At 58.2% G+C, this 20972-nt stretch carries 15 protein-coding genes; 7 read left to right on the forward strand and 8 right to left on the reverse strand.

Features of this window, described 5'->3' with window-relative positions; translation table 11 throughout:
* Nucleotides 1–10: 10 nt before the first annotated feature.
* Complete coding sequence (gene moaA / locus JOF48_RS02730) at nucleotides 11–1039, reverse strand: GTP 3',8-cyclase MoaA (protein ID WP_209677072.1); 1029 nt, start codon at nucleotides 1037–1039, stop codon at nucleotides 11–13.
* A 138-nt stretch (nucleotides 1040–1177) separates the two neighbouring features.
* Between moaA and JOF48_RS02735 the strand changes: the two genes are divergently transcribed.
* The gene (locus tag JOF48_RS02735; protein WP_209677074.1) at nucleotides 1178–1573 is read left to right on the forward strand and encodes a hypothetical protein; all 396 of its coding nucleotides are present in this window, start codon (nucleotides 1178–1180) and stop codon (nucleotides 1571–1573) included.
* Nucleotides 1574–1641: 68 nt separating this feature from the next.
* Here the strand turns inward: JOF48_RS02735 and JOF48_RS02740 are convergent, their stop codons facing one another.
* Nucleotides 1642–2058 (reverse strand): winged helix-turn-helix transcriptional regulator, encoded by a 417-nt coding sequence (locus tag JOF48_RS02740; RefSeq protein WP_342591138.1) that lies wholly within the window; start codon nucleotides 2056–2058, stop codon nucleotides 1642–1644.
* An 89-nt stretch (nucleotides 2059–2147) separates the two neighbouring features.
* On the opposite strand from JOF48_RS02740, the gene JOF48_RS02745 reads away from it, so the two are divergent.
* Nucleotides 2148–2789, forward strand: a complete 642-nt coding sequence (locus tag JOF48_RS02745; protein ID WP_209677076.1) for an NAD(P)-dependent oxidoreductase — start codon at nucleotides 2148–2150, stop codon at nucleotides 2787–2789.
* Between the two features lie 98 nt (nucleotides 2790–2887).
* Here JOF48_RS02745 and JOF48_RS02750 read toward each other — a convergent pair whose 3' ends face one another.
* The 4 genes from JOF48_RS02750 to JOF48_RS02765 form a co-directional block, all read right to left on the reverse strand.
* On the reverse strand, nucleotides 2888–3028 hold the full coding sequence (locus tag JOF48_RS02750; RefSeq protein WP_209677078.1) for a hypothetical protein: 141 nt from the start codon (nucleotides 3026–3028) through the stop codon (nucleotides 2888–2890).
* 13 nt (nucleotides 3029–3041) lie between these two features.
* Nucleotides 3042–3959 (reverse strand): DNA-methyltransferase, encoded by a 918-nt coding sequence (locus JOF48_RS02755; RefSeq protein ID WP_209684079.1) that lies wholly within the window; start codon nucleotides 3957–3959, stop codon nucleotides 3042–3044.
* A gap of 211 nt (nucleotides 3960–4170) precedes the next feature.
* Nucleotides 4171–4914: a pullulanase X25 domain-containing protein gene (locus tag JOF48_RS02760; protein ID WP_342591139.1), complete on the reverse strand. Its 744-nt coding sequence runs from the start codon at nucleotides 4912–4914 to the stop codon at nucleotides 4171–4173.
* Between the two features lie 131 nt (nucleotides 4915–5045).
* Complete coding sequence (locus tag JOF48_RS02765) at nucleotides 5046–5885, reverse strand: protein NO VEIN domain-containing protein (RefSeq protein WP_209677080.1); 840 nt, start codon at nucleotides 5883–5885, stop codon at nucleotides 5046–5048.
* Between the two features lie 310 nt (nucleotides 5886–6195).
* On the opposite strand from JOF48_RS02765, the gene JOF48_RS02770 reads away from it, so the two are divergent.
* A complete protein-coding gene (locus tag JOF48_RS02770; protein ID WP_209677081.1) occupies nucleotides 6196–7344 on the forward strand; it encodes a DNA cytosine methyltransferase in 1149 nt (382 codons plus the stop codon).
* Nucleotides 7345–7543: 199 nt separating this feature from the next.
* On the opposite strand, the gene JOF48_RS02775 is transcribed toward JOF48_RS02770, so the two are convergent.
* Complete coding sequence (locus JOF48_RS02775) at nucleotides 7544–7999, reverse strand: hypothetical protein (RefSeq protein WP_209677083.1); 456 nt, start codon at nucleotides 7997–7999, stop codon at nucleotides 7544–7546.
* Nucleotides 8000–8575: 576 nt separating this feature from the next.
* Here JOF48_RS02775 and JOF48_RS19975 point away from each other — a divergent pair.
* The 4 genes from JOF48_RS19975 to drmB are packed head-to-tail and all read left to right on the forward strand — an operon-like array spanning nucleotide 8576 to nucleotide 19827.
* Nucleotides 8576–13354, forward strand: a complete 4779-nt coding sequence (locus JOF48_RS19975; RefSeq protein ID WP_209677085.1) for a sacsin N-terminal ATP-binding-like domain-containing protein — start codon at nucleotides 8576–8578, stop codon at nucleotides 13352–13354.
* A complete protein-coding gene (locus JOF48_RS02785; RefSeq protein WP_342591322.1) occupies nucleotides 13351–14868 on the forward strand; it encodes a nuclease-related domain-containing DEAD/DEAH box helicase in 1518 nt (505 codons plus the stop codon). Before JOF48_RS19975 ends, JOF48_RS02785 begins: the two co-directional genes overlap by 4 nt.
* On the forward strand, nucleotides 14865–18029 hold the full coding sequence (locus tag JOF48_RS02790; protein WP_209677089.1) for a helicase-related protein: 3165 nt from the start codon (nucleotides 14865–14867) through the stop codon (nucleotides 18027–18029). The genes JOF48_RS02785 and JOF48_RS02790 overlap by 4 nt, the downstream gene beginning before the upstream one ends.
* Complete coding sequence (gene drmB, locus JOF48_RS02795; protein WP_209677091.1) at nucleotides 18010–19827, forward strand: DUF1998 domain-containing protein; 1818 nt, start codon at nucleotides 18010–18012, stop codon at nucleotides 19825–19827. Before JOF48_RS02790 ends, drmB begins: the two co-directional genes overlap by 20 nt.
* 812 nt (nucleotides 19828–20639) lie before the next feature.
* Here the strand turns inward: drmB and JOF48_RS02800 are convergent.
* The gene (locus JOF48_RS02800) at nucleotides 20640–20903 is read right to left on the reverse strand and encodes an ATP-binding protein (RefSeq protein WP_209677093.1); all 264 of its coding nucleotides are present in this window, start codon (nucleotides 20901–20903) and stop codon (nucleotides 20640–20642) included.
* Nucleotides 20904–20972 lie beyond the last annotated feature (69 nt).

Genomic DNA, 20972 nt, shown 5'->3' on the forward strand with positions numbered 1-20972 from the left:
CAGCACGGGCCTAGCCGCCGATGTAATTCATTTCAATCTTCTTCATCCCCGGCGTGCTGGCGCTGCGCAGCTCCGAATACCTGTCGGTCCGCGCACCCCACAGGGCCCCGAGCGCCCCGGCCAGTTCGCCGTCGGTGGCCCCGTCGCGCAGCAGTGCCCGCAGGTCGGTTCCCTTCGTGGCAAACAAGCACGTAAACAGCTTGCCGTCCGCGGACAGCCTCGCCCGCGTGCAACCGCCGCAGAACGCCCGGGTCACGCTGGAAATCGCACCGATCTCCCCCGCGCCGTCCACGTACCGCCAGCGCTGGGCGGTCTCGCCCGCATAGTTCGCATCCAGCGGCTCCACGGGAAACACCTCGTTGATCCGCTCCATGACCTCGGCAGAGGACACCACCTGGCCCATCTCCCAGCCGTTCGAGGTGCCCACATCCATGTATTCAATGAACCGCAGAATGATTCCGGTGCCCCGGAAATGCCGGGCCATCTCCACAATGCTGTGGTCGTTCAGCCCCCGCTTGACCACCATGTTGACCTTGACCGGCCCCAGCCCAGCCTCCTGCGCTGCATCAATCGCGTGCAGCACCTTCGCCACCGGGTAGGCGACGTCGTTCATGGCCTGGAAAACGCCGTCGTCCAGGGAATCCAGGGAAACGGTGACCCGGTCCAGCCCGGCGGCCTTGAGCGCCTCCGCCTTCTGGGCGAGGACGGAACCGTTGGTGGTCATGGCCAGGTCCGGCGCCTGTCCGTCGGGAGTACGCAGCTCGGCGAGCATCCTCACCAGGTCCTCGATGCCCCGGCGCAGCAGCGGCTCGCCGCCGGTCAGCCGGATCTTGTGCACCCCGTGGCCCACGGCGATGCGGGCGAGTGTGGTGATTTCCTCGAAGGTGAGCAGCTGGTCGTGCGGCATGAATACGAAGTCGCGGCCGAAGATTTCCTTGGGCATGCAGTAGACGCAGCGGAAATTGCAGCGGTCCGTGACGGAGATCCGCAGGTCGCGCAGCGGGCGGCGCAGCTTGTCGGTCATCAGTGGTGCAGCCATGGTTCACCCTCCTACAGGGACGCGGCGGCCCCTTACCCTCCACCATAGGCCCGGGCACCGACACCGTCGAGGGCTCCGACGCCCGTAACGTCCCGTCATCACAGCGCCCCTCCAGACTCGCATGGTAAAAACGTAGTCATGCCCCGACCACACCGTGAGATTCCTTCCCAGCGCCTGGCCGTCGCCCGCTCAAAGGCACCCGCCGCCCCGCCCGAACCGCACCGGTCCGTCTGGTGGGCTGTCGGCATCACGCTTGTCGGCTGTGCGTTGCTCGCCTACCCCGTGGTGCTGCTGCCGCTGCTTTCAATCATCGTCATGACGGGCACGCTCGAGTCGACCTCCGCCGCGCCCGGCATTGCCCTCGGGATCACGGGGTTCGTGTTTACCCTGGCAATGGTGGCGTTTCCGCTGCTGCTGGGCCTCGCCGTCAAGACACGGCGGCGGGCTTTCTGGATCGCTGCGATAGTCACCGGAGCGATGTCCGTCGCCGCCTGCATTTACCTCACGGTGGAGTGGCTGATCCCGCTCAACTGACGCCCCGCCCCTCGCCGACGCGGCATCAGATAAACACCGATTTTCACCAACGCGGCATCAATCGCCCGTCACCGCGTGGCAGCCTCCCGGCCGTCGTACACCTTCTGGTCCGCCAACACCCCGGAGAGGTGCTCGATGGACCACTCCTCCAGCGCCTTGAGCGGCCCGCGCAGTGAAAGTCCCGCCCCGGTGAGTTCGTACTCGACCCGGACCGGAACCTCCGGGTACACCGTGCGCGTCACCAGGCCGTCGCGTTCCATCTGCCGCAAAGTCTGGGTCAGCATCTTCTGCGAGATCCCACCCACCCGCCGCTTCAATTCGGAAAAGCGCGCCTTCCCGCCACCAAGTGCACCCACGAGCAGCACGGTCCACCGGTCCCCGATCCTGTCCAGGATCAGCCGCGTGGGGCACTCAGGATCGTAGGGATCACCAATTCCACGGCCGTCACGACCCTCGCCAAACAAGCCTTCAACCTTGGTTACCACAAAGTGCCTTCTTCCCAACGGGTTCTTAGTCTCTTATGGTAACTACTAAGGGCTCACAAAGCCATAAAACAAGCAAGAAGGAATCACCCATGGCCAACATCACCGTCATCGGAGGCACCGGCTACGCCGGCTCGCACATCGTCAAGGAAGCCGCCGCCCGCGGACACAAAATCACCTCACTGAGCAGGAAGCTGCCCGCCACACAGCTGGACGGCGTGCGCTACCTCCAGGGCGACGCCCGCGACGCCGCGTCCGCAATCGATGGCGCAGACGTCGTCATCGGCGCGCTCTCACCCCGCGCTGGCAGCGAGGGCACCCTCGTCGAAACCTACAAGACCATCGCGGCGCAGACCGCCGCTGCCGGTGCCCGCCTGCTCGTCGTCGGAGGCTTCAGCTCCCTGCGCCCGGCCCCGGGGGCACCGCGCTTCGTCGAAGCCAACGACCTCCCGCCCGAGTTCGCCGCCGAGGCCGCGGAAATGAACAGCGTCCTCACCAGCCTCGAATCCGGCGCCCCGGACGGCCTCAACTGGGTCTTCATGAGCCCCGCCGCAACCTTCGGCGCCTACCAGCCGGACGGTGAGCCCCGCGGCACCTACCGCACCAGCCCCGGCATCGCGCTCCTCGACGAAAACGGCAAATCCACCATCGAGGGCCCGGACTTCGCCCTCGCGGTGATCGACGAGGTTGAGAAGTCGGTCCCCTCCCAGGGCCACCTGCACTTCGCCAACTAAACAACCAAGCACGACGCCGGACAGCCCACCTTGCGCTGTCCGGCGCCGTCGGTTACTTCAGACTGCCGGTCGGCCGTGCCGCAACGAAGGGCCAGCCGCTAGTCAATCGGCGGCACCTGTTCATGCTGGACGACGGCGTTGATTCTGGCATAGTCCAAGGCTGTTGGATGTCCCAGCCCGTCACCCTTGCCCAGATGCTCCAGCCAATCGTTGACCGCGAACCCGGAACTGAAGCTCAAACGGCTTCACGCATCACTCCGCGGCAGCACCAGAGACCAGGCCCCCACCCGGATGCCGCACAAATGTCACGGCCTCCGGGTCCAGCCGCCGGCGCATGACTTCAATGGCCTCCGGGTTCTGGTCCACCATGACGAACCGCCGCTCCAGCTCCAGCGCCGCGGCCCCGGTCGTGCCGGATCCGCCAAAGAAGTCCAGCACCCAGTCCCCGCGTTCGGTGCTCGCCTGGATGATCCGGCGCAGGATCCCCAGCGGCTTCTGCGTCGGATACCCGGTCTTTTCCCGCCCGTTCGGTGACACAATCGTGTGCCACCACGTGTCAGTCGGCAGCTTCCCCAGCGCAACCTTCTCCGGCGTCACGAGCCCCGGCGCCATGTACGGTTCCCGGTCCACCTCGGCGCTGTTGAAGTAGTACGACTTCGGATTCTTCACGTACACCAAAATATTGTCGTGCTTCGCCGGCCAGCGCCTCTTCGTCCGCGCACCGTAGTCGTAGGCCCAGATGATCTCGTTCAGGAAGCACTCGCGGCCGAACAGCGCATCGAGCAGCACCTTCGCATAGTGCACCTCGCGGTAGTCCAGGTGCAGGTACAGCGTCCCGTCGTCCGCCAGCAGCCGCCACGCCTCTTCCAGCCGCGGCTCCAGGAACTCCCAGTAGTCGCCGAACTGGTCGTTGTAGCTGAGCGTCAGCCCCTTGATCGTGTCGTAGCTGCGCCCCTTGAACCCCACGCGCGATCCCGACTCATTCGCCACATTCTTAATGGACTGTCGGGCCTGCACCTTGCCGGTGTTGAACGGCGGGTCGATGTAGATCAGCCGGAAGCTCTCATCCGGCAGCGTTGCCAAAAAATCCAGGTTGTCACCCTCAACGACGAGGTTCCCGCCCTCCCCGTGCCAGGCCGTTGCCGCCACCTCGCCCAAGGGGGAATCCATCGCTTCAGTAGTCATGCATCAAGGCTAGCCCAAGGGCCCGCCCGGCCCGTTGAGACGCGGCAGGTGGCGCCGCCCCAATACTCTGTGATGTCCGACGCCGGACCCCGCCTTCCGCTGCGGCCGGCGGCTTGCTCCGGGCTGCTTTGGGGAACGACTGCCACCCCGCCGTTGCCCCGGCCGCCAAACATGGCGGGAACAGGCAGAGGGGTCTCTAGAATCCCCCGCGCAATACGTCGTTGGTCACCGGGTTGTATACAAAGTCGACCGGACCGCCGGCGTGCATAAACTCGTGGTTCGCCCCGTCCCGGACGCCAAACGCACCATAGTTCTCATCCCACGACCCGTTCAGCACCGCCTTGTAGCTGTATTCCCCCGCAGGCAGATCAAGCAGCAGCTTCCAGAGGCCCTGCTCCGCCGGCGACATCTGCAGCTTGTCAGCCGTCGGGTCCCAGTTCGGGGCTCCAACCACCTCGCCAAAATTCCCGGCCAGCGCGACAGCCTCCGGCCGTCCGTCCTGGTGGTTGCCGAACACTTCCGCTTCGCCAAAGCCCGCCGCCGGAACGCTGGTCACCGTCGTTGACGGCTTTTCAGCCGGGTTTTCAGGCATCGGCGTGCCGGCAGGAATAAGAGTTCCGTTCTTGAGTGCTTCTACAAGCTTCTCGACGGTGTTAAAGGCCACCGTGGCACGCAGGCCGTTGTCGGTGATCGACCAGCCGCTGCGCCCCTTCGTCATCCAGCCGGCCTTTACCAGGTCGGCAGTCGCCTTGGTCAGGTTCTTGTGGCCGCGCGGAACACCGCCGCTAAGCAGCTCAGCTTCTTCAGCAGTAAATGGGATGCGCTTGGCAGCTTCCAGCAGCACCTCTCCCCCGTTGGGCTTGATATCCAGCCGCGATCCAGCGGCCATGACGTCCAGTACTTCCTTGAGCCGGCGGTTGGTGTTGTCTCGAATGCTCACAGTGGTTCTCCTCGAAGAAGCGTACGTACACTCCCACTGTGGCACGACGAAAAGTTACGCGACAGTAGATGACGAAGGATGGCCACGGATGCGTGCTTCGCAAGACGCAGCACGCCCCAATGGCAGCAAGATCACTTTGCGTACGCGTCAAAATCGCGCGGCACGAGCGCACACGTATCTTCGAGCGAACCTGGCAACGTGAATAGCCCAGGTCTCCGGCCACCGTAGCCATATACGCGGTACAGATGGAATTGCTCAGGGATCTCCGTAGAAAACGCCACTTCGTTCCTTGTTGCAATGAAGGGCCAGGTATCCGCTCGCCGAGTCGTTTTAACCTCGATGAAGCGCTCGGACCCGTCAGCATTGAAGGACAATACGTCAAAACCAAGTCCGTCACCCTGAGTGACGGACACGTGCTCCACGCGATCCGCCAAGCTGCTACAACCGTTCAATACCAGTCGGTGCTTCTCGTGGTTCACCACCGCCAACTCCCCAGCAATGCCGAGATCCCGCTTGTTGGATTCGAGCCGAACGAAATCAGTTTTGATTGCTCGCCGGTGGTATGTGAAGTCCTCCACCTCCAGAGTGGGGGCAGCGGTTCTCTGCAACACCAAATCCACCGCTGGGTTCACTACTGGAACATCCACAGCCCGGAACATCAAAGATTCCAACGCGCTGTCAGCCCTCAGCTGTCGCTCTACCTCTGCTCTCAGAGAACTCTGCACGTTTGATCGTGGTTTATACCCGTTGATATAGAAAGCTTTCATCTGGTGCAGCACAGCGCTAATGTTGGCAAGTTTGAACTCGATGGCACCCCTACTCCGGCCCGTCGATTCTTGCAGACCGCGATTGAACTGAGCCTTGTTGAGACGCTCGCCGGACAACTCCGTGCGCAACATCCCGAAATACGTGGAGACGGTCAGTGCGTTCTCATCGTCGGTCCACGGGCCTTCAACCACACCCACTGCCATAGGACCAGGTTACATGTTCAAAGAATCCATCACGCGCGGCTGCGTTGTGCCCTGAGGAGTCGTTTAGTTCTCGGCTATTGCATTTCGGTTCTTGGATGTGATTTTGTGCGTCGCGTGATGGTCTGCTTGCACTGATCGAAGTACTCATGCTTGGGCCAGCTACACGACGGGACACAACGATCCAGACTGTCTTGCCCGACGTGCTGCACAAATTTTGAACACCATCGCACCTGCGTGCGTTGCTCATGGTCCGCTGGAAGCCCTGGATGCTGGTCCGCCGGTGATCTGGCGACCGATAGGATTGTCTTCCATGACGTTCGTGAAATCAGACCCACCCCATTCTGTTGCCCAAATGGTAGATCTCTTCGCCGGCCCGGGTGGATTGGATGTCGCAGCGCGTTGGCTTGGATTGTCCGTGGCAGGTATCGAATGGGATGAGAACGCCTGTGCGACCAGGCGAGCTGCCGGTCTGGAAACTGTGCAAGGTGACGTGCGGGAACATGGCCCGGATGAATTCCGCCAGGCGACGATCCTTGCCGGAGGCCCTCCATGCCAGACGTACACCGTGGCTGGAGCAGGTGCCGGACGTAAAGCATTGAACCAGGTCCTGTCGTTCATTGCGCGCATGGTCCATGGGGAGGACGTCACTTCCGAATTAGCTGCGTTGGACGACGAACGAACAGGATTAGTGCTACAACCGCTGCGATGGGCGTTGGAGGCCCATCAAGCTGGAAACGCGTATGAGGTGATCGTCTTGGAGCAAGTACCAGCCGTCCTTCCCGTGTGGGAGGCCATGGCGAAGGCGCTCGAATCCCTTGGTTACAAGACCGTAACTGGCATTCTCCACGCTGAGGAGTACGGTGTCCCACAGACCCGCCGCCGTGCAATTTTGATGGCGAACCGATCCCACACACCCGTGCTGCCCGCTGCCACGCACCGTAGATTTACTAGAAATGAGCTGAAAGCTTCGACGGACCGTCCGGCGTTGCTGCCGTGCATAAGTATCGGAGCGACCTTGGACCGGATCGAGCCATATGTCCTCGTTTCCAACTATGGCACGGGTGGCGATCCCAAAGCTCGAGGCCGGCGTACTTCGAAGGAACCAGCTTTCACAGTTACCGGGAAGGTTTCCCGGAACCGCCTGTTCTCCAACGAGCGCGAACTTGATCGCCTGAAAGTCTCAGAGGCGGGCCGGCTCCAGACATTCCCTGCTGACTACCCCTGGTCAGGCAAAGACATCGCTCAACAGATCGGTAACGCCATTCCACCACGGCTCGCGGCTCACGTTCTGGCGGCAGCTCTCGGTCGAGAGCTGCCCGTGGACTTCCTCGATAAGATGACCAGAACACAGTGGGTCGACACAGCCGAGGCCATATCTGCAGCACAAAACGCCGAGGACAACCACGACATTCCCGTACTGCGGACCGGTATTCTAGACCTGATGCCGTCACCCCTCTGAGCGTACCGTGGGCCTGAGAGTCCTATTCTAGGTTCGTTCATCGGACCCTGCCCCCTATACGTCGTCGTCAACGGACCGGCGTGAGGCAGGGTGTGTTTGAGGGTTCCCAGCGCCTCGGTGACGAAACACATTTCTTCGCACTTCGGGCCAAAGTCGCCGCCCCTTTGCGTTGGCGTTGGCCGGTGATGACCGGGGCGGCCTATTCCCTCGAAGCGGTGTCCAGGACGTTGTTCAGCCCACGGATCCCAGAGTAGCCACACCCGGAGCCCTGCATCTGATACCCGTGGACCTCCGAGATCGTGTCGTCAACTTCCGCGAACACGAACGACTCCCCGGACGGTGCCCCGAACAGGGGTGCTTTGCGGGCCAGGTTGATCAGTAAGCGAGATACGTCAGCGTCGAGTTGGCGCACGTGCCCGAAGGTGAAGAAACGCAGGAACACGCCCAAGCGTTGACGGGGCAAACAGCCCGTGAAGACTTGCTTCATTGCACCGTGGCACAGCACGGCTATGTCACGAATGCTGTCAGCTCCAGCGACAATGCAGTCCGCCAAGGTCGCGGCCTTCAGCCCCGCATCCGGGTCGTTATCTGTGGGCACCGACAACCATTCATCCGGCAACGAATGCAGGCCCGCGTCCTTGGCCAGGCGCATCATAGGGACCATCACGGCAGGCGAGACAACGTTCTCCCTGTCAAAGGAAACTGGCACGGCCGCCCGGGTGTGGGAAACTAGCAGCTGCGAGGTGCTTTCAGCTTCAGGAAAGTTGAGCTGTGGTCAGTCCAACTTTCCCCGAGAAGACCGGCATTTCGTGTTTAGAACACCGTAGCAACCCCAGAAAGATCGGTGGATCACGGCCTAATTACTTTAGGATGCGGCCAAATATTCAAGCTTCTGCGCGGGGTGAACAACCTTCGAGGGGCCACTCCACCGACACGCGGACCGGGCTTACCCATTCGACCATCATGGCCCACCAGAGACAATTTTGGATCAGACTACGCTACACGGCTTGCCTGGTCCTCGAACCACGCAATTCTGCGGACTTGCTATGACCCAGTGGAGCCGGTCCAGCCTGACACATAGGGCCTGGCGGATCGCGAAGTCGTCATACATTCCTTGTCCATCCGAGATGAGTCACGTCACGTTGGGCGGGGACTCTTCACAGTTTGCCGATTTGCCTACGGTTGTTGTTATGGTGTCTAAAAACCGGCATGCGAACATGGGGAATAGACAGTGGAGACAACGACAGACTGGGCGCCCAATGAGGTGCTAGTTCGGGAAATAGATGGTCAATTCGACAAGGCGATCGCAGCCTACCGAGCTAACCCTACGCTGATCACTGAACACTCCAACCACGAGGAATCCATCCGGACCGGGGGCTATGCAAATCGGACCCTTCTCGAGCTTGTACAAAACGCTGCCGATGCAATGTCCGGACCGACTGAGGCCGAGCCGGCAGATATCGGCCGAGTTGAGATCATACTGGATCTGAAGTCACGCTCACTCTATTGTGCTAATTCGGGTCGCCCGTTCTCCAAGAGTGGCCTGATCGCAATCAACCATGCGCACGTCAGCGGGAAACGGGGCGACGAAATTGGGCGATTCGGGCTCGGCTTCAAGTCGGTCCTAGCCGTAACTGACTCCCCACAGGTCTTGAGTCGGTCTATCGCTTTTGAGTTCAATTCAGCTCGTGCACAGAGGGAAATTAGGGGCGTTGGAGCTCCTGTACGTCGCATCCCAGTCCTACGCACGGCCACGGCGGTCGACGCCGCTTCGGTCATTTCCGAGGATCCTATCCTTCGAGAAATGTCTAGCTGGGCTACTACCATTGTCCGTCTCCCCGACATCGAAAACACGGATCGCTTGCGTCGCGAAATGCTGTCGTTTTCATCAGAATTCCTTCTCTTTGTAAACGCGGTTCGTGAGGTTCGACTCAGAGTCCTTGGCGACGATGGATTCTCGACGAGTCACGTGTCACGAAGGATCGGCCCCGGACACTACAAAATCGAACGTCCGGATGGCACCGGTGACGAGTGGTTCATCGGTGAACGCATGCACACACCGAGCCAGGCAGCACGGCACGAGGTCGGGGAAGCAGTCTCGCGAGAGAAAATCAAGGTGAGCGTTGCGGTACCACTGAAGCCTCGAAGGGCTAATTCCGATGTAGGCGATGCTGGCACGCAAGTCGGCCAGTTCTGGAGTTACTTTCCCTTGCAGGACAAGACATCGGCCACTGGATTCTTCAATGCACCGTGGAGCGTGAATGACGACCGAACCACGCTCTTGAGTAACGGCTATAATCGAGAAATCCTCGCCACTCTTTCAGACATATTCGTCGAAATTCTCCCCAGACTTAGCACCCCTGAGGATCCTGCAGCCCCACTTGATTATCTCCCTGCCCGTGGCCGTGAGGCTATCTATTTCGGCGACGAGGTGTTGTGTGCGTTGGTGCCGCCGCTCGCTGTTGCATCCAAGCTGATTCCGGACGGCAACGGGCTTCTCAGCAGTCCCTCAGCTCTGCGGCCGCTCGACTTTTCGTGCGACTGGAAAATCCAGGAGTCCGACCATAGAGCATGGATCAATTCGCCGAACACACTGAACAATGTGCCACATTGGCGGTGCTATGCCTCCAATCAACGAACGGCTCGGATGCGTCAGTTGTTTGCCGTGAGCGTGGATCCTAGTCAGTTCGATAGCGACGTTCGCGATCTCAAACGGGCACTCGAAGTAATCCCGAAACGAGGAGTGCTTTCCTGGCTCAAGGAATGGGCTGACGGACCTGCCCTCGCTTCTGCAGCCGATGCGCTTGGCGTAGTCTTAACCAACCTCGGGCAGACGGATGCCGAAAAGGCCCGTGTGATACCGACGGATGATGGGCTGCGATCGATCGACGAAAGAGCTCACGTGTTCCTCGCCCAGACAGAGGATATCGAAATCGAAGGAGCCGCATTCGTCACGGCAGAGTTCCTCAACCTGCCAAAGCGAAATCTTGATCATGTCTTGCGCAAGGTTGGTTTCCGAGATCTGGATCCCGTAGCTATTCTGACCGCCCGGCTCGATCGCCTCACACCCAATGCTGGTCCCGAACTGCAAGAAAAATTCTGGGAGGCTGCACTTGACGTCAGATCTCAAGATGCAGTCACAGCAGTCCGCGCCAATCCAAGGGCAGTCGTCCTAGTACCGACCAAGGACGGAGGATGGCACTGGCCCCAACAAGTCATCGATGTCGACGACCATATCCATAGTGCGGACGCCAGGCTCCTCCTCGATCGTGAACGGTGCCTGCCTGCCCTCGCTCACGTGCTCGGCGTCATCAATGCGCCTTGCAAAGATTTCTCCTTCGAGGACGAATTCGAAGCTGATGAGTATCGAAAATGGGTTCTGGAGGAATTGAACGCTCGTCTCACCCCTGGAGACCGACCGATCGAACAGATCTCGTTGTACCCGAGCCGAGGCGAATCACAGGGACCATTCTCTGTCCTACTACTTCTCAAGGACGCTGGTGCCAGCGAGGCTTCACGAGAGTCCTGGACCCGCCGTCTGCTGGAATTCGGCGATGCACCATGGGATTGCGAAGATACCGCGACGGGTCTGAATTACCGCGTGAAATCTCCCGTGCGATGGGCAACGGAACGCGCCGGCATACTCAAGAGTTCACTTGGCTATCGTCCTGTATCGGAAGTAGTTGCTCCATCTTTCGCTCAGTACAAAGACTTGCTCCCCGTTTATGAGGGCCCCCGCAGCATAGTCGACATCCTGCACATACCAGCCACTCTCGATGCTATTTCGGTTCCGGTACTTCAAGCAGCACTTCGAATAGATCTCTTACCTCCGAAGACCACCGACGCATTTCTAGTCGAGTTCATTATCGAGGCGGCTCACCTTGCTTATCCGGGAACCCAGCCGCCAAGTATTCCGGCCCGTGTGGGGCGCATCATCGAGTCAAGCACAACGACAACAGTTTTTGTCGCGATCGATGACGAACAGCGCGACTATCTACAGTCGCGCCAGCGCCCATACCTGTTCGCAACAGAGTCACAATCCACCTCCCTCATAGAAGACGTCGGCTGCCTGCGATTCGAGGATAGTTTCGAGTTTTCTATACGCATCGACGGTCAGAGGGAACCTGAGCCACTTCTGGACGTTTTCACAGGACTACGTGGTTTAGCAGCTGGCACCAACCTCAGCGATATTGCGATCATTCGTGCCGAATCAATCACCAAGAATGTGTCGACGGAGCACGGCACCGAAGAACAGTCCATCGACTCCTACCGAAACGGAGCCACTTTTACAGTCCACATCGGCTTCGACGAACGTCGAACTCTGCAACTCATCAGCAGCGAGTTCAACCTTGGTTTCAACAATGCCGACATTGATCGCGTTCTCCAAGTCGGCCTTGAGCACCACCTGGAATTGCTGCGTCAAGAAGCCCACGCCGCAACTTCAGATGCCGATCGCCTTGGAGTCTATTTCGGAGAAGATGACTTACGGGAAAAACTACCAAAAGGCCTCTGGCAGGGACTGGAAGCACAGGGACTTGTTTCGAATACCACGTCCGTTGCTGAACTTTACCTTTCGGTATATGGAAAAGACACCATCCGAGAACTTGCAGAAATGTTCCGCCGCGAAGGCTTCCCCGACGTTCCGAGCCAGTGGGCGGGCCGCGAGGCAACTATCTCGTGGCTTCGCAAAATGGGATTTGGCCCCAAATATGCTGGCCAAAGAACTCACCACCCGGAAGCCGAGTTCCTCGTTCCAGGTGCAACGATCCTGCCACCACTTCACGACTACCAGGATAAGATCAGTGCGGATTTGCGTGAAGTTCTACTCGAAATTGGGGAGAAAGGCCGCCGCGCCAAAGCCATGGTCGAATTGCCGACAGGCGCGGGGAAGACTCGTGTTGCAAGTCAGACAGTTCTTCAGTTGTTCATTGATGGCAAGCTCAATGGGCCGGTCCTCTGGATCGCCCAGTCTCAGGAACTTTGCGAGCAAGCTGTTCAGACATTCAGCGCGGTGTGGCGGGGCCTTTGTACCGATCAACGGATTGACATACCTCTAACAATTGGTCGGCTCTGGCAGGGCAATGAAGTCCACCGACCGGAAACGGAACTCAGTATCATCGTCGCTACTGATGCAAAACTAGAAGTCGTCATCAACAGTGGCGAATATGATTGGTTGGCAGAAGCGGGCGCTGTAATCATCGATGAAGGTCACGTCGCCGGAGCCTCGTCACGATACACGACTTTATTGTCGTGGCTGGGCGTGGACGGGTACAAGTGGGACCGGCCCCTAATCGGACTGTCCGCAACGCCATTCAAGGGCACTTCCGTTAAGGCTACGGACCAGCTCGCAGCCAGGTTCGGGCGGCGCAAACTAGCTGCCTTCGACACGAATCCCTACCAGGAGCTTGTCTCACGTGGTGTGCTGGCCAAGGTGAAACACGAAATCCTTCACGGTGCGCGCCTTTCCCTCACACCAGAAGAGGTCAGTGAGGCAACACGAATGAAGCGCGTCAGCGGAACTGTTCTCGACAAAGTCGCGGGAGACCACGCACGCATGGGAACACTCGTGGACAGCATTATGGGTCTTGGGCCCGAGTGGGGTAAGTCCGTCCTTGTGTTTGCCCCGACAGTACTATCGGCCCAAGTACTTGCTGCGACACTTCGGTTCCGGGGGATAGAGGCGGCATCCGTTAGCGGCCAGACCGGCCGCCAGGAAAGGCGCGACGTGATCGAACGATTCAAGAACGATGAAATTCAAGTACTTACGAACTGTGACCTACTTACCCAGGGATTCGATGCGCCCGGAGTAACTGCGTTGTACATCGCCAAACCCACATTCAGCCCCAACGCGTATATTCAGATGGCTGGTCGCGGACTTCGTGGCCTCAAAAATGGTGGCAAAGAAGAGTGTCTAATCGTAGATATGGCAGATAATTTTGGCAGCGCCGATATCAACAACCTGCTTGGGTTCCGCGAGTATGAAGAACTGTGGCAGGAGCAACAATCGTGATACTAAGCCCAGACCTAACCGAAATTGAACGGACAGCTCAAAGTGACGCGGAACGCCGACTGGCCCGTCTTCTACACGCGATTCCGGATCGAGAGGCCGTTGGGTTCTACTCGGTAAAGCTTCGCTCGCATGCCTACAAGCAGATGGCTGAGGCCGATTTCGTAGTCCTTTGGAAAGGAGTTGCCATGATCGTGGAGGTCAAGGGCGGCGGGGTTCAGAAATTTGAGGGCGTCTGGTATTCGACCGATCGTCGCGGTGACTCGCACAGGCTCGGATCGTCTCCAATGGAGCAGGCAAGATCTGCAATGTTCGCGCTCAAGAGCATTCTTCGGGAGGATGGCTTAGGCTGGTTTGCTGCCGAAGCAGTCGTAGTTACCCCAGACATTGACGCGCCTCCGTCTTCCACAGAATGGAAGGCCAGCCATTGGCTTGCGCGTGATTCGATGTCAGTCCAGCACTTGACAGCAGCATTGGACGAAGTCGCAAGTTTAGCCCACGCCGCACCATCCCGCGAACGGATCGCTGGTTCTTCGGACCTTCGCACGAGATTGTTTGGCGAATTCTCAAGAATGCCAATGTTGGATGCCCAGCGTGGCGCAGTACTAGATGAACAGAATCACGCCACAGAGGGTCAGGCTCGCGTCTTATCCGGTCTGGCGAAGAATCCACGGTTAGTGGTGCTCGGCGGTGCCGGAACCGGGAAGTCCCTTGTCCTCGCTGAAGCCGCTAAACAGGAATCATCGGCCGGTCGGTCGGTACTCGTGACATTCCGATCGCCTGGTCTTCGGTCGTTCTTTGAGCCGATATTTGCCAATCGTCCCATCGAGGTGATTCCTTTTGATGCACTGACTTCGGAGCGACAATTTGACGTGGTTCTTGTGGACGAGGCCCAGGACCTGATGTCAGCTGAAGCAATGGACACACTAGATCTAGTGTGCCGGGGTGGGAGAACACAAGGTCGTTGGCGGATGTTCTTGGATCCGAACAACCAGACCCATGTTGACGGCAGCTTTGATTCAGATGTCTTCGATCTTGTTGGACAAGATGCGCTCGAGTATGACCTGAGTTTGAATGTGCGCAACACTCGGGCGATCGTTCATATGGTTCAGGAGTATTTAGGTGCAGACGTCGGTGACCCTGGAATTGTTCACGGGGACAGAATCCATTGGACGTGGGCACCGGATACCTCCACACTGGCCCTAGCCCTCAGTACAGCAACACTGTTGACCAGAAACGGCATCGAACGATCGGATATCTGGGTAATTCCCGTAACCGCACCCCCTGAAATGGACGAGTTTCATGACGGAATACGCGTCCTCAGCCCACGAAATGCAAAAGGACTCGAAGCCGAGCACGTGATCGTTTGTGATCTTCCGTGCGAATTCGACGAACCGGGACTGTCCAACTTCTACGTTGCACTTACCCGTGCAAGGGTTGGCCTGCACATTGTTGCCTCTGAGCCGGACAAAAAGCGTCTACGAGAAATCGGACATGTGAAAGGACGGCTACGATGAGCCTCACTGCAGCTCAATCGAGCGCTTTAAAGCACATCAGGAAGGCGTACCTTGGCCCAGAGCAAGGCGTTGATGAAGTGCTATTCAACCGACCGTCACTCCAATACATAGTTGGAATGCTTTTTCCGTTTGACGATTCCTCGTCGTCATCGAGCGCTACCGACACACCAGAGTTGAACCCAGATGATTTTGTGTCCGCAGACGTTGAGGAAGGCGACGTTGAGGAAGAATATGCTTCGACACCACTCGCCGAAGATTGGCGCCCTTCATCTGTGGCAATTTCATTCGTGACCGACGGGGATTCCATCGCGTGTGACTTTGCCGCTGCTACCTATGTCATGGCGCTCGACGATGGACCACGACGCTGGACCAGACACACCCATTCATACTCCGAAGTGCGGCTAACCAAGTCCATGCCTCATCGCCCGATTAATGTGGGTGGCATACCCATAGAGATCGGTACAAGGTGGCGCCGCTACGGAGATAACTGGCTGGTGACCCTACACGTTCGAGTCCTTGCGAAGTCTACAGGCGATGATCTCGAAGACATTGAACGGATTCTGTTCCAGGTAGATATCTCCGCACGCCCTGCTGCTGGCAGTCAAATCCTCGAGTACGATGTGGCACAGTCGATCGACCTCGATAGTGAATCAAGGGAGTTACTGCTGCGATATCGGCGACGCAAGGTCTTCGGCGTCGGGCATGGCATGGCGGCTGGCTGGGACATTGATGATTCAGGGAAGTGCAGTCGGGTATTCCTTGATCCGGTGCCCCACTACGTCGTACCTGCGATTGCTCAAACGGGGCTCGATCCAGCCAGTATCGCAGCAATGTCGCTAGATATCGCCCATTTGGAGACGATCGACCGCGATCCTGCCGCGGTGATCCACTCATTGCACGCCTTTGTCGACCAATTCGCGAGCTGGGTTGTCGAACAGGAACTCGAAGGAAAAGACCTGGGTTCCGATGCTGTCAACGTTGCTGCCAGGTCCAGAATTGCCGCCAAACGGATGAAGACTGGAATTGATTATCTAGCTAGTGAAGAAAATACACAACTTAGGCTGGCGTTCTCTCTCGGAATGTCCGCCATGCGTCTTCAGATGGAAAAGCTACGTCCGCTAGACAAAGCGGTCTGGCGACCGTTCCAACTGGGTTTCATTCTTGTCTCGCTGGCCTCGACAACAGATGCGACTCATCCTGATCGCGAACTTGTGGACCTCATCTGGTTCCCGACAGGCGGAGGGAAGACCGAAGCGTATCTCGCACTTGCCTCGATCGCGATTTTCCTTCGCCGCATCAAACATGGGATCAAGGGCGCTGGTACAGCGGTGATCACCAGATACACGCTGCGTCTCCTGACGTCCCAGCAATTCCAGCGCGCCGCGTCGGTCATTTGTGCGATGGAACTCCTACGAGAACTCGACCCCAGAGTCCAAGGGATGGCTAAATTCTCAATCGGACTTTGGGTCGGAAACGAGGTGACGCCTGGCACCCGTGCAGATGCCATATACTCACTCGACCGCTTGTATAAAGCCCGGAACCCGCGCGAAGCGAATAAATTCCAAATCAGCCAATGCCCATGGTGCCGAACTGAGCTTGTACCTGAACTTAGAGACGATACTAAACGAGCCTACGGAGCCCAGCAGGCTGGAAAGGACGTGATCTTTCGATGCGTCAACCGTGCATGCGAGTTCTCATCCCGGGAACTGCCGATGGCTGTCGTTGACGAAGTTCTGTATGATGATCCGCCAACCTTTCTACTTGCCACGGTCGACAAATTTGCGAGACTTCAATTCAAAGAACGTGCGGGGCGACTGCTTGGGATCGGGACAGCGTACAAGCAACCATCACTCATTATTCAAGATGAGTTGCACCTCCTCTCCGGGCCGCTTGGGACGACAGTCGCCGTGTTCGATGCCGTAATTCAGCTACTACTCAATCGTTCCGGGACTCATCCCAAGATCATCGCGTCAACCGCCACAATTCGCGCGTCCAACGAGCAAGTTCAAGGACTGTATGGTCGCAAAGTAGCACTGTACCCGCCAGCCGGTCTTGATGGTGATACAACATTCTTTGCCCAGCCGATTGCCAGTGGCAAGGGACGATTGTATTTAGGAGTCATGCCTCAGAGCATTCCTCAAGCAACTGCACTCGTATCAGCTGCTGCCCCCCTGTTGGAAATTCCGGCAGTTGTCCAGGACACCGAAAAGTTAGGCAGCAAAGTAGATCCGTACTGGACCGTAGTCATGTACCACAACAGTCTTCGGGAACTCGGACGCACAGGTTCCCTGCTCCTTGACGACGTCAATGCCCGCCTTGAAACTCGATCTGATCGTCTAGGTGTTGATTTACGCCGGATTCAAGCAGAATCCGTCTTGGAGCTGACCAGCAGGCGCAGTCCTGAGGAGCTTCCAAATGATCTACGACAGCTTGAGACCAGCGCAGATGTTTCGTCAGACGCTGTCGATGTGGTCCTTTCATCGAATATGTTGTCCGTTGGCATCGATGTTCAGCGCCTCGCTATGATGCTCATGGTGGGACAGCCAAAAACCACAGCTGAATACATCCAGGCGACAAGCCGAGTTGGTCGTGGCTCAATCAACGGCATCGTCGTTACGCTATTCCGGTCCAATCGGGCTAGGGACCGTTCTCACTTCGAGACCTTTCGCAGCTATCACGATGTGCTGTACCAAAACGTCGAACCTACGAGCGTAACTCCATGGTCGCTTTCGTCGCGTGATCGATCTTTGGCCGGCGCTCTGATAATGCTGATGCGCCAATCAATTCCGGCACTTGCATCGGATGACTCGGCTACGAATTTCGATTTAGAGAATCTCAGCCTGCGATCGATTCTGGACCCCCTGATCGACAAGTTGCTCGCCTCGATTTCCCGAGCCGACCCCTCCGAACGCGACGAAGCTTCTGAGCAACTATGGGCTCTTTTGCGCGACTGGGACCGGGTGGCGCGCACGGCACGGGAAGATGGACAACCGTTGCTGTACGAGCGTCGTGCGGGCTCCGGTACGGGCCTCCTTAAGCGGTTCGGGGAACCTGGATCAGGCTGGCTCGTCGGAGATTCCATGCGATCAGTCGAACCCAACGTGGCCGTTGAAGTCCAAGAACCCTTTCAGGAGGTTGAACGTGCGCAAGATCAAACATGACCTGCGGCTATCGGAAACGTTGTCACCGTTCGGCGTTGGCGCAATTGTAGATGTCCTTGGCGAATCCCTCATCGCGCCAGACACGTCTTGGTGGGATCGCCAAACAGCCCCAGAGATCACCTGCGACCGACTCGTGGCTCAGCTTGGGGGAGGCATACTACGGCAGGCACCGTCACACGCGGGACGCGCCGGAACAGATACAACAAGCCTGCTCTACTTCAGGTTCCCTGCATGGCGCTTCTGTGAGCGGTGTGGTCGACTGTCACAACTCACTGGCACGAACAAAGGGAAGTACCAAAACAAGTGCGCGTGCAATGGAGCTCTTGTCCCGATGCGATACGTTGCAGTTTGTGAGAAAGGTAGCCATATTCAGGATGTCCCGTGGTTTATGTGGACACACAGGGGGAACGACGAAGGGATCACTGCGGAAAATCGCTTATGCCGCGCCGTCTCAGAATTACGATTCGAACGTTCAAGCAAGCACGGTGAAGGACTCGCGTCGCTACGCGTCGTCTGCGGCAAGTGCAACCGATCCCGTTCCCTAACAGAGCTGGTGGGAAAGAGTTCTCTGCTGCGTGACGGAGTCCGTTGCGCTGGGAAACAGCCATGGGAACCGAAAAATACGGTCGTCACACCCTGCGATTCATTGCTGCGAGCCGTACAGCGTGGTGCCACCGGTAACTACATTGCTGATCGGGTGTCAGCGCTCGACATACCGGAAGAAAAGCCAAAGTCGCAAGAAATTATAGAGAAAGTACGTACACACGACCTGTACCAACGACTTGTAGACGACAACGGCGGCCCGCGCTCAGAACAGATCGCGGGTTGGATCGCGGAAGAGCTCGGCGCTTCTTCTGAGTCGGTTCTTGCCATTGCGCTATCGTCTAATTCGGAATCAGAGCCCCAACTCCTTGACCTGAAAGATGGGGAATGGGCAGCTTTCATCAAGAAGATCGAGTCGGGCAGGGACAATACTGCTGGCGATTTCGTCGTGGACGGTTGGCAATCGAGCCAATTCACTACAGGTCCAGTTGAACTTCACCAAGCACTCACTGGTGTCGGCCAGGTTCGTCGTGTGCGAGAGGTGCGTGCTCTTAGGGGCTTCCGGCGCCATTCTCCACAGAGTGAATTCATCCGTGCAGATCTCGACAAGGATCCAAAACACAGGCCCGCTTACCCCTCACTCGAACTATTCGGTGAAGGAATATTCCTTCAGTTCAATGAAGATGTAATCGCAGAGTGGGAAGCACATCCTGCCGTCCGTGCTCGGGCTGGCATCCTGATAGAGCGCCGAAACCATACAGAATGGGCACATCGCCTCGATGTGCCCGAGCCCAGGTTCATTGCGCTGCATACACTTGCACATATATTGGTGAGGCGCCTCGCCTTCGCTAGCGGATACTCCTCGGCTTCCCTGAGCGAGCGCATTTATGCCAATTCTGAGCGAGCAGATAATACTGCTGGGATCCTGATCTATACTGCAGCGGGAGATGCCCAAGGTACCCTCGGTGGCCTGGTCCGCCTAGGCGCCCCAAAGCAACTCTTCCCCTTGCTTATCGCCGCTCTTAACGATGCAGATGTTTGTTCTAATGATCCTGTTTGCATTGAAAGCGACCGGCAGGGGTCTTCGCAACTTAACCTTTCCGCGTGTCACGGCTGCGCCCTGGTAAGCGAGACATCGTGCGAAACTTCGAACCGACTTTTGGATCGCCAGTTATTGCTCGGCGGTAGCGAGGTTCCGGGTCTTCTTGAGGCTGTTCTTCCATCCATCCGTCGATCGACTCCAACGTTGTCTTAATCGACTCGGTCGTGACAGCGCGCTGTCACGACCGAGTACGAGTTCTTCAAGAATGATGAGGCGGCTGGCAGCCAATCAACCTGGTCGACCGTGTTGATTGGCTGCGGGCACCACTACTCTCTCGAGGGGCTCAGTTGTATTCCTCAGCCTTGTCCACCGGAATTCCTTCGCCCGCGCGAGCTAGGCGAGCAAATCTGCACGGGTATAGCCCGTGGCGCTAGTGAGTAGTTCGGCCGCGTCCTGGTGCTTGCGAAGCCGGTGGGATTCCGCTTCGAGGTCCAGCACCGCGGATCGGTGCATGGAAGATGCTTTGGATAGCACGTGTGAGGCGATACAAACTCATGAGACCCGATGTCCACGAAGAGGTGATTCTCACGGTCCATAATGTAGCGCGACTACACACCGGATACCCAGACGTGCGCTACCTCCAGGGGCCGCTATGCGCCAGCGACAATGCCATAGCCCTGGCAGCCGCGGACCGGCTGCAGCGCCATCTGATCCTGGCCATGCAAGTCCGGGCAGAAATCGCCGGGGCACACACTGTACGACACCGGTCCCGAATTGCCAACCCCAACCCCTGTCCGCGCAGACACCGCTCATGGGCCAAACCATGGAAGGCAAGGCCGCCGCAGAATCCGTCTCGAACTCTCCCGCTTCGTTTGCCGGTGAACGCATCCAGCACGGCCTATCCAACACCATGCGCCCCATCCACCCTGGAAAGCAGCATGAGTGCGGCCGCTCACTGCAAATGCAGCGGCGTGGAGCCCGGCACGACCGCGCTCCAAAGCTGCTATCCGATCGATCCACAAGTGCTACCGAAAGCCACATCCAAACAATCGGCGCAGCAGACGACTAAGTCTGGCCGCGGCAATGGTCGAATCCTCGAGGATTTCACCCCAAGCTACTCCGTTCCTATTGGTCGTGATCACGATGCTGGTTTTCAGGTATCGCAGGTTGGCGACATGGATCAATGCCAAGTCCGCATCTTCTGGCAGCGCAAAGTACGCCAGTTCGTCGATGACCATCGACCCTCCCTCGATTGTGGTCTCGTGGCAGCGTGCGGCTCGTCCGTCCACCGATGTGAAATATGAACACGGTGACTCGGCCTTCGCCGCGCACTACCAACCCAGCCCAGCGGCCAGGTG

Source organism: Arthrobacter stackebrandtii, assembly GCF_017876675.1.
GTDB lineage: Bacteria > Actinomycetota > Actinomycetes > Actinomycetales > Micrococcaceae > Specibacter > Specibacter stackebrandtii.

Coding starts and splice junctions, on each gene's coding strand:
- moaA (WP_209677072.1), bottom strand. CDS start 1,039: ATGGCTGCACCACTGATGACCGACAAGCTGCGCCGCCCGCTGCGCGAC.
- JOF48_RS02735 (WP_209677074.1), top strand. CDS start 1,178: ATGCCCCGACCACACCGTGAGATTCCTTCCCAGCGCCTGGCCGTCGCC.
- JOF48_RS02745 (WP_209677076.1), top strand. CDS start 2,148: ATGGCCAACATCACCGTCATCGGAGGCACCGGCTACGCCGGCTCGCAC.
- JOF48_RS02755 (WP_209684079.1), bottom strand. CDS start 3,959: ATGGATTCCCCCTTGGGCGAGGTGGCGGCAACGGCCTGGCACGGGGAG.
- JOF48_RS02765 (WP_209677080.1), bottom strand. CDS start 5,885: ATGGCAGTGGGTGTGGTTGAAGGCCCGTGGACCGACGATGAGAACGCA.
- JOF48_RS02770 (WP_209677081.1), top strand. CDS start 6,196: ATGACGTTCGTGAAATCAGACCCACCCCATTCTGTTGCCCAAATGGTA.
- JOF48_RS02775 (WP_209677083.1), bottom strand. CDS start 7,999: ATGATGCGCCTGGCCAAGGACGCGGGCCTGCATTCGTTGCCGGATGAA.
- JOF48_RS02790 (WP_209677089.1), top strand. CDS start 14,865: ATGAGCCTCACTGCAGCTCAATCGAGCGCTTTAAAGCACATCAGGAAG.